This is a genomic window from Bacillus sp. GB_SG_008 (assembly GCF_052038115.1).
Taxonomy (GTDB): domain Bacteria; phylum Bacillota; class Bacilli; order Bacillales; family Bacillaceae_G; genus Bacillus_A; species Bacillus_A rhizoplanae.
This window is the reverse complement of the sequence record NZ_JBPZSK010000007.1, coordinates 21,335-35,313: the sequence shown is the minus strand read 5'-3', so window position 1 is coordinate 35,313 and position 13,979 is coordinate 21,335. Positions and strand designations below refer to the sequence as shown.

The window sequence follows — 13,979 nt, the reverse complement described above, 5'->3', positions numbered from 1 at the left end:
AAGAGACTGTTCAAAACGAAGAAATGACGATTGCATCGGTTATTCAAGAAGCACGTAAAATTGAGCCACTTGAAATTATCGTTGCTGTTAATGGATTGAATGATAAGACAGCGACAATTGCAAAGTAATGCGGGGCTACAACTATTATTTATGAAGAAACGCTTGGAAATGATGTGGGACGTTCTATAGGGGAGGGGATATCGTGCTATTTATTGATGGGGATTTTGCAAAAGCGATTGCGGACGGACAAGACGTGGCGTTGAATGATTTAAATTATTATTTAGATTTACGAGCACCGTTACATCTTGTTACGGCACTAAAATATGCTTTAAACTTGGCTTGTAACCGAAAAGATTTAGGTGTAGGTTCGCTGGTAGCCGTACTAAATGCATTTAGTAAGGTTTGTTTAGAATATATCGGATTTGATGCTTTCTTATTTCCATGTGTGGCACAGGTGAAGGCGATATTAGCAGGATTCTCTACCTCTTGTGGATTTAGACTAAATGAATCGAAGTCGGCCGAGTGAACATTTTGCAGTGGAGGGGCATGCCCCAGCTGTATTGAGGATTACATAGAGGGGATGTCATGTGTGATAGTAGAACTTGGCATTCGAGGTGGTTTTCATGATGGAGGACGTAAGAGAGAAACAAAATAAAAAAGTGTGCTGAAACAGGCACACTTTTTTTTATTCTGTTTCAAAAATACTATAACAGAATAGGGAGGAAGAGTATTACAGTTTAAAGTGGATACGACTCTTAACCTGCAGAAAAGGATTCTTTTATTAGAATACCCAAAAAAGAAATTAGTAAAAGGGGTTAATTCAATAAAGATTCCAATAACGTTTTCACTATGTCTATAGGAGTTTGCTCATTGTTTCACAAACATGTCACAACTTTAACGTTCATTTTTTCAAAAAAGTAGTATGCTAAGCACATAAGCTGTTATACAAAAAATCTTAGTCCTGTACTAATCAAAAAATGGAGGAGATTAGGATGACTCAAGTATTAGAAAATGTAAAAAACGCATGGGAAAGCTTTAAAGGTGAAAAGTGGAAAGCAGAGATTGATGTTCGCGATTTCATTTTAAATAATATAAACGTTTACCAGGGGGATGAATCCTTCTTAGCTGGAGCAACAGAAGCGACGAAACAACTTTGGGATCAAGTAATGGAATTAACAAAACAAGAACGTGACAATGGCGGAGTTCTTGACATGGATACGAAAATTGTTTCTTCTATTACATCACATGACCCAGGATATTTAAATAAAGATATTGAAAAAGTAGTTGGTGTCCAAACTGACAAGCCATTTAAGCGTTCATTACAACCATACGGTGGTATTCGTATGGCAGAGCAAGCTTGTGAATCTTATGGATATGAAATGGACAAAGAACTAAGCCGTATTTTCAGAGACTGGCGTAAAACGCATAACCAAGGTGTATTCGATGCTTATACTCCTGAAATGAGAGCAGCTCGTAAATCAGGCGTTATTACAGGTCTTCCAGATGCATACGGTCGCGGCCGTATTATTGGTGACTATCGCCGCGTTGCATTATACGGTATAGATCGTTTAATCGAAGCGAAAAAAGAAGATTTGAATTTAACTGGCGGTGTAATGAGCGAAGATACAATGCGTTTACGCGAAGAATTATCTGAGCAAATTCGTGCACTTCAAGAATTAAAACAAATGGCAGCTTCTCATGGTTTTGATATTTCTAAGCCAGCAACAAATGCACAAGAAGCGTTCCAATGGTTATATTTTGCTTATCTTGCAGCAATTAAAGAACAAAACGGTGCAGCGATGAGTCTTGGCCGTACGTCTACTTTCTTAGATATCTTTATTGAAAGAGATTTAGTAAACGGTACATTAACAGAAGAAGAGGCACAAGAAATTGTTGATCACTTCATTATGAAGTTACGTCTTGTGAAATTTGCAAGAACACCTGATTATAATGAATTATTCTCTGGTGATCCAACTTGGGTAACAGAATCTATCGGTGGTATTGCACTTGATGGTCGTCCATTAGTAACGAAAAACTCATTCCGTTTCTTGCATACATTAGATAACTTAGGACCAGCTCCAGAACCAAACTTAACAGTTCTTTGGTCTAAACAATTACCAGAGAACTTTAAAAACTACTGTGCGAAAATGTCTATTAAGACATCTGCAATTCAATATGAAAATGATGACATTATGCGTCCAGAGTATGGCGATGATTACGGTATTGCTTGTTGTGTGTCTGCAATGAGAATCGGTAAGCAAATGCAGTTCTTCGGAGCTCGTGCAAACTTAGCTAAGACACTACTATATGCAATTAACGGCGGTAAAGATGAAAAATCAAAAGAACAAATTGGACCTGAATTTGCACCTATCACTTCTGAAGTATTAGATTATGAAGAAGTTATGCGTAAATTTGATATGACAATGGAATGGCTAGCAGGTTTATATTTAAACACATTAAATGTCATCCATTATATGCACGATAAATATAGTTATGAACGTATTGAAATGGCGCTTCATGATACTGAAGTAATTCGTACAATGGCAACAGGTATCGCAGGTTTATCAGTAGTAGCTGACTCTTTAAGTGCAATTAAATATGCAAAAGTAAAACCAATTCGTGATGAAAACGGAGTTGCAGTAGACTTTGAAATCGAAGGCGAGTTCCCTAAATACGGTAACAATGATGATCGCGTTGATGAAATTGCGGTAAATCTTGTGAAAACATTTATGAACAAGCTTCGTAAACATACAACATATCGCAATTCTATTCACACAATGTCAATCTTAACGATTACTTCCAACGTTGTATACGGTAAGAAAACTGGTAACACACCAGATGGCCGTCGTGCTGGCGAACCGTTTGCACCAGGGGCAAACCCAATGCACGGTCGTGATACAAAAGGAGCACTAGCATCATTATTATCCGTTGCGAAATTACCATATGAAGATGCAAGAGATGGCATTTCTAATACATTCTCTATTATTCCAAAAGCACTTGGAAAAGAAGATGATGTACAAGTTCGCAACTTAGTATCTATGCTTGATGGATATGCAGTAAAAGAAGGACATCACTTAAATATTAACGTATTTAACCGTGAAACATTAATGGATGCAATGGAACATCCTGAAAAATATCCACAATTAACAATTCGTGTATCTGGTTATGCGGTTAACTTCATTAAATTAACTCGTGAACAACAAATTGACGTTATTAACCGTACAATGCACGAAAGTATGTAAGTAAAAGCTTTCCCTCTGTTCTCATGAAGACAGAGGGAGGCTGTTTCAATAGAGGGGGAAGCAACATGGTAAAAGGAAGAATACATTCTGTAGAGTCTTGTGGTACTGTTGATGGCCCAGGAATTCGTTATGTCATATTTACACAAGGGTGTTTATTACGCTGTCAATATTGTCATAATGCGGATACGTGGGAGATTGGTAAAGGGAAAGAAATAACAGTTGAAGAAGTGATGCAGGATGTTACATGTTACCTTCCTTTTATAGAAGCTTCTGGCGGTGGTATTACAGTAAGTGGCGGCGAGCCTTTACTGCAGTTAGATTTTTTGACTGAGCTGTTTAAGAAATGTAAAGAGATCGGGATTCATACGACAATTGATTCTTCTGGAGGGTGCTATTCTGAAGATGAAGAATTCCAAAGAAAATTAGATATTTTGATGGAATATACAGATTTGGTATTACTTGACTTAAAACATATTGATTCGAAGAAACATCGCAAATTAACAGGAAAACCGAACGAACATATTTTACAATTTGCTCGTTATTTATCAGATAAAAAGAAATCAATTTGGGTGCGTCATGTACTTGTACCTGGAATTACAGATGGTACAGAGGACTTAGAAAATTTGGCAGCCTTTATCCAAAGTCTTGATAACGTACAAAAGGTAGAAGTCTTACCATATCATAAGTTAGGCGTTTATAAATGGGAGGCGTTAGGGCATAAATATCCTCTTGAAGGAGTAGAGCCTCCAACGGAAGAAAGCATTCAAAAAGCAAAGCATATTTTAGCAGCAGTCTAATCCAATTGTGGATTAGACTTTTTGCTTTCTGTTGACAAATAGTAGAGCAAAAATAAGGAAAAGAGTATACTAAGATTACATAATGTCTATTTTTGTAAAGAAACGATATGGATAAATTTACAAAAATGTAAAGGGAAAACGAAACAATAGAAAGAATTAAGAAATAATGTAATGCGTATCTTGGAGTATAGATAAAAGTCAAGTTATTGCGAAAGCAGTTATAGGAAAGTATAATGTTTAAGATATGAGCAGATGGGATTAAGGGGTCAATAACATATGCTTTGCATATCCACGACAGGTACAGATCCAACGAAAATTTGTTGGAATTCAAACATGCAAAATCATAAGGAAATTGTTTTTTATATTGTGACAGATGCAATATGAAGGACCGAAAAAGCTAGGAGTGGATTTGTTTGATAAAAAACCCCAAGGTTTTAATATTAACAGCACATTATGGTAACGGTCATATACAAGTGGCAAAAACATTAGAACAAACATTTCGTCAAAGAGGATTTGAGGATGTAATCGTATGCGATCTTTTTAGTGAATCGCACCCTGTTATAACAGACATTACAAAATATTTATATTTAAAAAGTTATACAATTGGGAAAGAGCTATACCGCTTATTTTATTATGGTGTTGAGAAAATTTACGATAAAAAAATTGCATCATGGTATGCCAATTTTGGTCGAAAACGTTTAAAAGCGATATTGCATGCTGAAAAACCCGATATTGTTATTAATACATTTCCAATCATTGCGGTGCCAGAGTTGAAAAAGCAAACAGATATTTCTATACCTGTTTATAATGTAGTTACCGATTTTTGCTTGCATAAAATATGGATTCACCGAGAAGTAGATCGTTATTTTGTTGCAACAGATTATGTGAAGGACATTATGATAAAGGTAGGCGTACCTGCTGAGCAAATTGTAGCAACAGGGATTCCGATTCGTAAAAATTTTGAAGCGGTCATCAATGTAGAAACATTGTATGATAAGTATGATTTGTCACGGGACAAAAAGATTCTACTTATTGTAGCAGGAGCGCATGGAGTGTTAGGAAGTGTAAAAGAGTTATGCCAATCCTTTATGTCAGTTCCTAATCTGCAGGTAGCCGTAGTTTGTGGGAAAAATAAAGTATTGCAAGAGGACTTGCTGCAATTACAAGAAAGCAATCCAGATGCATTAAAAGTATTCGGTTATATAGAGAATATTGATGAATTGTTTCGTATTACTTCTTGTATGATTACAAAACCAGGAGGAATTACATTAAGTGAAGCAGCAGCTTTGCAAGTACCTGTCGTTTTATATAAACCAGTACCAGGGCAAGAAAATGAAAATGCGAAGTATTTTGAAAAACAAGGTGCAGCAATTGTTATTCGCGAAGATAATGAAATCTTTCAGAAAACGAAAGAATTATTGCAAGATGATATGAGATTATTGCAAATGAAAGAAGCGATGAAACACATTTATCGTCCGGAACCAGCGTTTCATATTGTGGATTCTATTTTAAAAGAAAATCATGTACAAGTACATTCGCCGGTACACCCAACAGCCCTTGTGCAGTCTTTTACTTAATATAAGAACCTCTTTTCTATCTGAGTAGAAGGAGGTTTTTTCGTTATTTCGTTTAAATGGATAGTAATATTAAAAAAGGGAGAAGAGGAATTGTTTGTAGACTATTTGACAAGCATACATAAAAATCAAAATGAAGGACTTTTAAATTTACTGATATACCTATATTCGATCCAACGTAGGTTATAACGAAAGACATCTTTAACTAGTAAAGATGTCTTTTTGATGTTCTTATTAAATCAAGCTACAGCTAATATAAAATTTAAGCTCTTCTAATTTTCATTGTGTAAGAGCTGAGTGGTTTTTGCTTTCTTTTTCTGTCCTTTTAAGAAAAACGATACAACGAGGGCAACAATTACCAAGGTTAACCCAAGCGTAAATGCCCCTTGGAAGCCGGATGTTAAGCCATTTAACTTTTCTGCTGGATCCATTGGATTTGCTGAGTTCTCCATATATTGAGTTGTGCCTGAAGACATTTTAGATATAAATATAGCTGTGCCAATCGCGCCAGCTACCTGCTGTAATGTATTGAAGAGCGCTGTACCGTGTGGATAAAGCTCTGGTGTCAATTGATTTAAACCATATGTTTGTGCTGTCATTACAAACATGAGCCCAACCATTAATACGCTGTGCATCAAGATAATTTGTGTCAATGTTGTTTCGGGGGTAATACCCTTGAATAGCCACATTGCAACGGCTACTAACACAATGCCCGGGATGATAATAACCTTTGGACTCAATTTATCAAATAATTTACCTGCAATCGGTCCCATTATGGCACTAATCATACTCCCCGGTAGCATGATTAGCCCTGATTTAAAGGCTGTAACAAGTAAAACCGTTTGTAAGAACATTGGTAATAATGTCATTGTTGAGAACAGCGACATCATGACGATGAATATTAACCCAACTGATAAAGTAAACATTGGAAATCTAAATGCGCGTAGTTCTAAAATTGGATTATCGATTTTTAATTGACGAACAACAAAAATGAATAATGATATAGCCCCGATAATTAAAGAGTAATAAACTTTAGGATCTGACCATCCTAAATCACCTGAAGAACTAAAGCTATACACAATACCACCGAAACCTAATGTTGATAAAAGAATTGATAAATAATCAATTTTTGGTCGTGTTAATTCTGTGACATTTTGAATATACTTCATTCCAATTAAAATTGAAATGATTACGATAGGAATAACAATGTAGAATAACCAGCGCCAATTAAGCGAATCAACAATAAGTCCAGATAAAGTAGGACCAATTGCTGGAGCAGACATCATAACAAGTGCTATTAAGCCCATTGTCGCACCACGTTTTTCAGGTGGACAAATAATTAAAATCGTATTCATTAGTAATGGTGAAATTAACCCAGTCGCGATTGCTTGGACAATACGTCCGATTAATAAAACGGCAAATGTCGGTGCGAATCCAGCAATCAATGTACCGACTAAAAATGTTAACATGGCGGTTAAGAACATTTGTCTTGTTGTAAGCCATTGTTGAAGTAAAGCTGTAATCGGTACTAAAACCCCAACAACTAACATGTAGGATGTAGAAAGCCATTGAATTGTTGAAGCTGTTACATCAAAATCTTTCATTAATACGGTTAAAGCATTACCAAGTAATGTTTCGTTTAATAATGCGACCATTGCACCTAAAATTAATGCAATTAAAATGGGTGTATGTCTAATATTAGAAGTATCAATTTTGCTACTTGTGGAACTCGTGGCTGCCATATTCATTTATCGATTTTCCTCCTATTTTTTGTCTCTCTTTTTAATACATTTGTATCTAAAAGATCACGTGTAATATAATATACACGTGTAGATTAAAAATAGGGAGAATCAATTTTCGCCAGTTGTATAATTAATCTACAGAAAAGGAGAAGTGTAGATGAATAGTAATGAGGGGCAGCTGGATTTACGTATTAGACGTACACATAAATTATTGTGGGAGTCTTTATTTGAATTAATGACGCAATCAAAGCAGAAATATAGTTCCATTACCATCAACCAAATCTGTGATCGTGCGATGGTGCATCGAACAACATTTTATAAACATTTTGAAGATAAAGACGCGTTATTGGCATTTGGATTTAAACAATATCAAGAGGAAGCTTTTACAATACCACTTTTAGATCGACTAACTAAACCATTTCAAGTGATGGAACAATTTTTACATCATAAAGAAATTGGTAAAATATTAGAGTCACAAATGGATGATGAACAATTTATTAGCTTTATACAATATCAAACTCGTGAAATGAAGAAACAGGAGAATCAAGAATTAAATCGAATTTGTAAAAATCATACAATACCAATTGAGTTAATTATCGAATTCCATTCTGGTGTAATTACAACATTAAGTGCATGGTGGTTACAAAATAAAAAAAGTGTTTCAGCAGAAGAAATGGATAGATACTTTCATCAAATGATCAATCAAGATGTTTTTGGATTTGAAATAGAAGACTAGAGATCATTTTCAAAACGAGGAAAGGGCGTCCCTCCGTCATTTTTGATGACTTTTGGGACACCCAAATTTACCGGATAACTTGGCCTAGCGGTGAACCTTCAGCGGTAAGCTGGATAAGGCCTGGCCAGCAGCTGAGGCCTGTAAACTTGCCTCCAAATTGAAGCCTGGAACCGATTCAATGCGAGAAAATGTTTCTATAAAAATTTTGAACGCTTTGTTAGCTTCCAATCTCGCCAGTGGCGCACCGAGACAGAAATGCGGTCCATTGCCAAACGTTTGATGCCGGTTGTTATTTTTTCGGTGAATATTCACAGTAAATGGATCTTCGAATACATCCTCATCAAAGTTTGCCGCGCTATTCCAAGTAATCACCAAATCACCTTTCTTCAACTCAACGCCTAGAACATTGTTATCTACTTTCACTTCACGGTCCAATGCAATAACGTGGAAACGGTAACGCAGCATCTCCTCAACAAAATTAGGTACGAGGTTTATATTGCTTCTTAATTCTTCGTAAAGTTTAGGAGCATCATATAGCAATGAGTAGAATGAATTAGCCAACAAAAGACTTGTTGTTTCAACACCCGCCGCAAGAAGAAACATAGTCACACGAACAACTTCTTCATCCGTAAACTTTTCTCCTTCGATTTCAACTTGAATCAAATCAGAAAGAATGTCGTCTGAAAGCTGATTTCTTTTTTCCACAACAATCGGATACAGATAATTAAAGTACTCCATCGCTGCCTTCGCCTTTTGTTGACCTACTTCCTCGGCATTTTCACTATTGAACGGCATGAATAATATATCGACCCATTTCTTAAACAGCAGCTTGTCTTTATGCGGAACCCCAAGCAAATCGGCCATTACTATGATCGGAAGGGGGGTTGTAAAATCTTTAACAATGTCGATCTCCGACTTATTCCCCATTTCGGCAATCAAATCGTTAATAATCTGTTCAATACGCGGCTCCCAAGTTTTGAGACTTCTAGGGGTGAAAGCAGCCGAAAGCAGAGAACGTGACTTACGATGTTCCGGTGGATCCGTTTCATTAATTTTTAAGCGATCTGGGACGCTCCCTTCCTCTGTGTCTGCTCCAATCTGGGAAATGGAACGGTGGCGTTTACTTGAAAATAGTTCATAGTCTGTAAGAACTCGCTTAACGTCTTCATATTTGAAAACATTCCAAGTGTCCGTGCCTGCATGATAGTAAATCGGATGCTCCGTCAGCATTTTTTTATACCAAGAAAATGGAGCAAATTCTTCGGATTTAGTTTTTAAACCCTTAATTTCAGAAGTTGAAATTACTGTATTTTCCATATAAATCCCTCCATGTCTAATCAGAGTACAATAGAACAAAATTTGACTACCTAATCCGTCTGGCCCAGAAACATACTCCCCTTAGATCAGCTCCTGCATTGATTGTTTTTAATACACTTGTATACTAAGATATTTAATATAATATACACATGTAGATTAAAAAGGGAGAATCAATTTTCGCCAGTTGTATAATTAATCTACAGAAAAGGAGAAGTGTAGATGAATAGTAATGAGGGGCAACTGGATTTACGTGTTAGACGTACACATAAATTATTGTGGGAGTCTTTATTTGAATTAATGACGCAATCAAAACAGAAATATAGTTCCATTACCATCAATCAAATCTGTGATCGTGCGATGGTGCATCGAACAACATTTTATAAACATTTTGAAGATAAAGATGCCTTACTTGTAGTTGGAATTAACAAATTTCAAGAGGAAGTTTTTCAAATACCACTTTTAGAGCGATTAACTAAGCCATTTCAAGTGATGGAACAATTCTTACATCATAAAGAGTTTGGTAAAATGTTAGAGTCACAAATGGATGATGAGCAATTTATTAGCCGTTTACATTATCAAAATCGTGAAATAAAGAAACTGGAGAATCAAGAGCTAAATCGACTTTGTAAAAATCATACGATACCAAATGAGTTAATTATCGAATTCTATTCGGGTGTCACTGCAACGTTAATTGCATGGTGGTTACAAAATAGAAAAAGTGTTTCAGCAGAAGAAATGGATAGATACTTTCATCAAATGATTAATCAAGAAATTTTTCAATTTGAAAGGGAATGAATAGAGGCGTTTTTGGTGCAAGAAATTTATGAGATTTGAACATATTTGTATTATCCACATTTAATATTCACACCTTCGAAAGAGACAAGTTGCCGGATGTCAGTGGAATTCTTACTAACGTGGTTTGCTATCATTTACATACTCATAAGTTTGTTGAAATTAGCAGACAAACTGATCAATCTTTTTTATAAAAATAAACCTATCAATATTAAAAAAGTAACCTCGTTTTGATCAAACTTTGTTCAAAACGAGGTCTTTTTCTTTATATTAAAATCAATGTGTGTGCAACTTTTAATCAAACTTTAGTTTAATGCAACATTTGGTTGCATTAAACTACTTGCGAGGATAGATATTTTCGTCAGGATTTTGAGAAAGTAAAGAAGGCGAATGTAAATTTCACTTTATCCACAAAAGAATCCGCTTACAATATACAGTAAACTTTAAATATTAACAAAACTATCCACAATATCCACAATTTTTAGTAAATATATCCACAAAGTAAACAGGATAACTGTGATTAAATTCCTCTTTTATACAAAAGATATTAGAATTTATACACAATTCTAGTGATTTTGTGGATAAAGTTTTCCACAAAAAAAGCTACCTCTTCTGAACAAGAGGTAGCTTTATGTTAATAAATTCCTTTTGGTTTATATCCAGCTGCACGATCTGCTCTTTTAAATTCACGTTGATAGAGAACTTCTTGTGTGCTAGATAATGTATTTCTTGATTTTTCACGTTTTTTCTTATCCATTACAGTTCACCTCGTGTCATAAAGTCATTACCTATCGTTACCAATGACAGAGGGAGATATACATATATTATGCTTCTTTTAAATGATGAGCGTCTTGGAATGTTGCTTCGCGCATTGTGTGTAGTGTGTATTGATCTTTTGGAATTTCATATAAGTTATATACTTCACCATTTGCGTTAATTTGATCGTATACACATTTTCTTGTTTCATTTGCTAGATTAACGTATGGTAGTTTTTCGGCAGCTTTAATAGAGCGAGTATTTAATTTGCGAATTCGCATGAAAATAGTCTCAATATCTAATTCATAGAAAAGTTCACTAAAGAAAGCATCTTTTGCTGGTTTATTATAACCCTTTCCGTGATACGGTTTGCCAAGCCAAGTGCCAAGAAAACCTGCTTTTTCTTGCACATCAAATAAAGTTATTGTTCCAATAGGGTTTCCCCATTCATCAACAATTGTGCGTGAAATTAGTTCTCCGCGCTCTTCAGCTTCAATTGTTTGTTTTGTTAAAAACAAAAATTCTTCATAAGAAGATGCCTTCTGACGCACAAAGGGGAAGACATCAGGGTGAATCATCAAATCATATAGAACGTGGCTGTCATGTAGGTCACGTTTTTTTAACATACTATCTCCTCCTAAAAAGAGGGCAGCATGACGACAAAAAACACCCCACCCTCGAAATTTTTATATAAAACTTAAAAAAATTTCGGGGTGGGAATCGAACCCACTAGAACCAGTCTATAATGCTGGTGGCGCACCATTTGCCTTCCCCATTCATCAATTTGAAATTACTCAACACGACACAAATTGATCATGGTTTCATTCAGTTTATAATCGTATAATACTTCATCTAGTCAAAAAAATAAACTAGTTTTTATGATTTTTTTGTGTGGATAATTTTTCCGTCTATCATCGTTAATACAGGCTTGGCTAAGTAGTGAAAAGGATGATGAGTCCATAGGACAAGATCAGCGTCTTTCCTAGGCTCGATACTACCAATTTTCTTTTCTAAACGTAAGTTGCGAGCAGGTATAATCGTAATTCCTTCTAGAGCTTTATGCTCATCTAATCCTTCTCGAACAGCGATAGCTGCGCAAATATTTAAATACTGAATTGGTGTATAGGGGTGATCTGTCGTAATTGAGACTTCGATCCCATGATTCGATAAGGTATGGTATGTTTGCCAAGACTTGTTTTTTAATTCAATTTTTGAACGACGTGTTAATGTTGGACCGACAGATACTTTTAAATCGTGGTTTGCTAATCTATCAGCAACAAGATGACCTTCCGTACAGTGTTCAATACGTAAATCAAGATTAAATTCCTTAGCAAAGCGAAGGGCGGATAGAATATCATCTGCACGGTGGGCGTGGGCACGTATAGGAATTTCACGGCGGAGCGCTTGTAAGATAGGAATCATTCGAAAGTCTGCATCATTCCCATAATACTTTGCTTCATAAAAAGCTTCGCGCAGCATTCCCATAATTCCCATGCGGGTAATAGACTCTTTGTTTCCATTACTATGCATTCCTTTTGGGTTTTCTCCAAACGCAATTTTCAGACCTGCGGGCTCTTGAATGACCATGTGATCGATACTATTTCCTGCTGTTTTTATGACGCATGTTGTTCCGCCAATTACATTTTGACTTCCAGGCATAACGTGTACGGTTGTAATACCGCTTTGTATGGCATCTTGAAAAGCAATATCAAAAGGATGAATGCCATCTAAAGAGCGAACATGAGGAGTTAGCATTTCTGCTGTTTCATTTGCATCATTTCCAGCCCATCCTGTTCCTTCATCATATAAGCCAAGATGTGTATGCACATCGATAAGGCCTGGAAGAAGATGGAGACCACGTGCATCAATAACGGTCATATCTTCGCTAGATTCAATAAATCGTTCTAACGCAGCAATCTTGTTGTTTTCTACTAGTACATCGCCTTGTAATTTAGGAGATGTAATAGGGTAAACAGTGGCCTGCTTAAATAATATTTTCATAATAACCTCTTTATTTTGCATACGAGTTTTTTCTCTTGAGGAAGTTTAGAAATTATTAGTACGATACAATGTTTTGAAGCGCATTTTCTAAAGTATCATAAGAATGTGTATACCCATGTTGTATCGCCTTGTGAGGTAATACATTTTGTCCTTGTAAAATAAGGATGCTCATTTCACCGAGAAGGGTTTTGAGTGCAAAGGCAGGCATCGGTAACCAATGTGGTCTATGCATCACTTTTGCAATTGTTCTTCCGAATTCTTCCATAGTTACTGGGTGAGGAGCTGTAACATTTAATGCACCGTTCACTTCTTTTGTATGAATAGCAAAATCAATCATTCGAACAACATCTTCAAGATGAACCCAAGAAAGCAATTGGTTGCCTGAGCCAATGGTTCCTCCAATAAACAATTGATATGGAAGTAACATTTTCGGTAGTGCTCCTCCATCTTTTCCAAGAACAACACCAAAGCGTGTATAGACAGTGCGAATACCGAGTGCAGCAGCTTTGCTTGCTTCTTCTTCCCATAACTTTACTGTAGTAGCTAAAAAATCATTACCTGACTTTAGGTGTTCTTCTGTAAATGTTTCTGTTTCTGATGTACCATAATAGCCGATTGCACTTGCATTTATAAACGTATGTGGATATTGGGACAACGTTTGTAGTTGCTTAATTAATCCTTTTGTCGTTTGTAAACGACTATTGACGATTCTTTCCTTCTGTTTCATAGTCCAACGTCCATTGTTAATAGATTCCCCGGCAAGATTAATAACAACATCAATGGAAGAAAGGGGGAATTTCACAGCATTAGCGTCCCATTTTATATATCGAATATTTGAAGGTGAAAGATTTTCTCTCAGTTGACGTGTCAAAATGTATACGGTATGTCCGTTGCTTGCTAAATATAAAGTGAGTGCTTTTCCAATAAAACCTGTTCCTCCAGAAATAGCAATTTCCAAGAGAAATCCCTCCTCATTATGTATATTCAAGAAACTCAAATTTGTTTCATATATGTTAAAATAA

Annotated in this window: 11 protein-coding genes and 1 pseudogene; 6 read left to right on the top strand and 6 right to left on the bottom strand. The window is 35.9% G+C overall.

Features of this window, described 5'->3' with window-relative positions; genetic code table 11:
• Window positions 1-8: 8 nt before the first annotated feature.
• From ACTDJC_RS17565 to ACTDJC_RS17550, 4 genes and pseudogenes are all read left to right on the top strand, one after another.
• Window positions 9-655: pseudogene (locus ACTDJC_RS17565) on the top strand (glycosyl transferase); the annotation flags it as partial.
• Window positions 656-992: 337 nt separating this feature from the next.
• Window positions 993-3,242 (top strand): formate C-acetyltransferase, encoded by a 2,250-nt coding sequence (gene pflB / locus ACTDJC_RS17560; RefSeq protein WP_440604216.1) that lies wholly within the window; start codon window positions 993-995, stop codon window positions 3,240-3,242.
• A gap of 65 nt (window positions 3,243-3,307) precedes the next feature.
• Window positions 3,308-4,039: a pyruvate formate-lyase-activating protein gene (pflA, locus tag ACTDJC_RS17555; RefSeq protein ID WP_098306867.1), complete on the top strand. Its 732-nt coding sequence runs from the start codon at window positions 3,308-3,310 to the stop codon at window positions 4,037-4,039.
• A 413-nt stretch (window positions 4,040-4,452) separates the two neighbouring features.
• Complete coding sequence (locus ACTDJC_RS17550; protein ID WP_440604215.1) at window positions 4,453-5,616, top strand: diglucosyl diacylglycerol synthase; 1,164 nt, start codon at window positions 4,453-4,455, stop codon at window positions 5,614-5,616.
• Window positions 5,617-5,885: 269 nt separating this feature from the next.
• Here ACTDJC_RS17550 and ACTDJC_RS17545 read toward each other — a convergent pair whose 3' ends face one another.
• Complete coding sequence (locus ACTDJC_RS17545) at window positions 5,886-7,355, bottom strand: MDR family MFS transporter (protein ID WP_440604297.1); 1,470 nt, start codon at window positions 7,353-7,355, stop codon at window positions 5,886-5,888.
• A 157-nt stretch (window positions 7,356-7,512) separates the two neighbouring features.
• On the opposite strand from ACTDJC_RS17545, the gene ACTDJC_RS17540 reads away from it, so the two are divergent.
• A complete protein-coding gene (locus tag ACTDJC_RS17540) occupies window positions 7,513-8,091 on the top strand; it encodes a TetR/AcrR family transcriptional regulator (RefSeq protein ID WP_440604214.1) in 579 nt (192 codons plus the stop codon).
• Between the two features lie 84 nt (window positions 8,092-8,175).
• On the opposite strand, the gene ACTDJC_RS17535 is transcribed toward ACTDJC_RS17540, so the two are convergent.
• Window positions 8,176-9,408, bottom strand: a complete 1,233-nt coding sequence (locus ACTDJC_RS17535) for a cytochrome P450 (RefSeq protein WP_440604213.1) — start codon at window positions 9,406-9,408, stop codon at window positions 8,176-8,178.
• 219 nt (window positions 9,409-9,627) lie between these two features.
• Here ACTDJC_RS17535 and ACTDJC_RS17530 point away from each other — a divergent pair, with 219 nt between their 5' ends.
• Window positions 9,628-10,203, top strand: a complete 576-nt coding sequence (locus tag ACTDJC_RS17530; protein ID WP_440604212.1) for a TetR/AcrR family transcriptional regulator — start codon at window positions 9,628-9,630, stop codon at window positions 10,201-10,203.
• 631 nt (window positions 10,204-10,834) lie between these two features.
• On the opposite strand, the gene ACTDJC_RS17525 is transcribed toward ACTDJC_RS17530, so the two are convergent.
• The 4 genes from ACTDJC_RS17525 to ACTDJC_RS17510 all read right to left on the bottom strand — a co-directional run bounded on the left by ACTDJC_RS17525 (window position 10,835) and on the right by ACTDJC_RS17510 (window position 13,915).
• Entirely contained in the window at window positions 10,835-10,957 is a 123-nt protein-coding gene (locus ACTDJC_RS17525) for a YfhE family protein (RefSeq protein WP_098306877.1), read from the bottom strand.
• A gap of 67 nt (window positions 10,958-11,024) precedes the next feature.
• The gene (locus ACTDJC_RS17520; protein ID WP_253628525.1) at window positions 11,025-11,582 is read right to left on the bottom strand and encodes a GNAT family N-acetyltransferase; all 558 of its coding nucleotides are present in this window, start codon (window positions 11,580-11,582) and stop codon (window positions 11,025-11,027) included.
• Between the two features lie 250 nt (window positions 11,583-11,832).
• A complete protein-coding gene (locus tag ACTDJC_RS17515; protein WP_440604211.1) occupies window positions 11,833-12,957 on the bottom strand; it encodes an amidohydrolase in 1,125 nt (374 codons plus the stop codon).
• Window positions 12,958-13,012: 55 nt separating this feature from the next.
• Entirely contained in the window at window positions 13,013-13,915 is a 903-nt protein-coding gene (locus tag ACTDJC_RS17510) for a TIGR01777 family oxidoreductase (protein ID WP_440604210.1), read from the bottom strand.
• Window positions 13,916-13,979: the final 64 nt, after the last annotated feature.

What these genes read in the sequence shown, in the direction of transcription:
- pflB (WP_440604216.1), top strand. Translation starts at nt 993, where the DNA reads ATGACTCAAGTATTAGAAAATGTAAAAAACGCATGGGAAAGCTTTAAA.
- pflA (WP_098306867.1), top strand. Translation starts at nt 3,308, where the DNA reads ATGGTAAAAGGAAGAATACATTCTGTAGAGTCTTGTGGTACTGTTGAT.
- ACTDJC_RS17545 (WP_440604297.1), bottom strand. Translation starts at nt 7,355, where the DNA reads ATGGCAGCCACGAGTTCCACAAGTAGCAAAATTGATACTTCTAATATT.
- ACTDJC_RS17540 (WP_440604214.1), top strand. Translation starts at nt 7,513, where the DNA reads ATGAATAGTAATGAGGGGCAGCTGGATTTACGTATTAGACGTACACAT.
- ACTDJC_RS17535 (WP_440604213.1), bottom strand. Translation starts at nt 9,408, where the DNA reads ATGGAAAATACAGTAATTTCAACTTCTGAAATTAAGGGTTTAAAAACT.
- ACTDJC_RS17530 (WP_440604212.1), top strand. Translation starts at nt 9,628, where the DNA reads ATGAATAGTAATGAGGGGCAACTGGATTTACGTGTTAGACGTACACAT.
- ACTDJC_RS17525 (WP_098306877.1), bottom strand. Translation starts at nt 10,957, where the DNA reads ATGGATAAGAAAAAACGTGAAAAATCAAGAAATACATTATCTAGCACA.
- ACTDJC_RS17520 (WP_253628525.1), bottom strand. Translation starts at nt 11,582, where the DNA reads ATGTTAAAAAAACGTGACCTACATGACAGCCACGTTCTATATGATTTG.
- ACTDJC_RS17515 (WP_440604211.1), bottom strand. Translation starts at nt 12,957, where the DNA reads ATGAAAATATTATTTAAGCAGGCCACTGTTTACCCTATTACATCTCCT.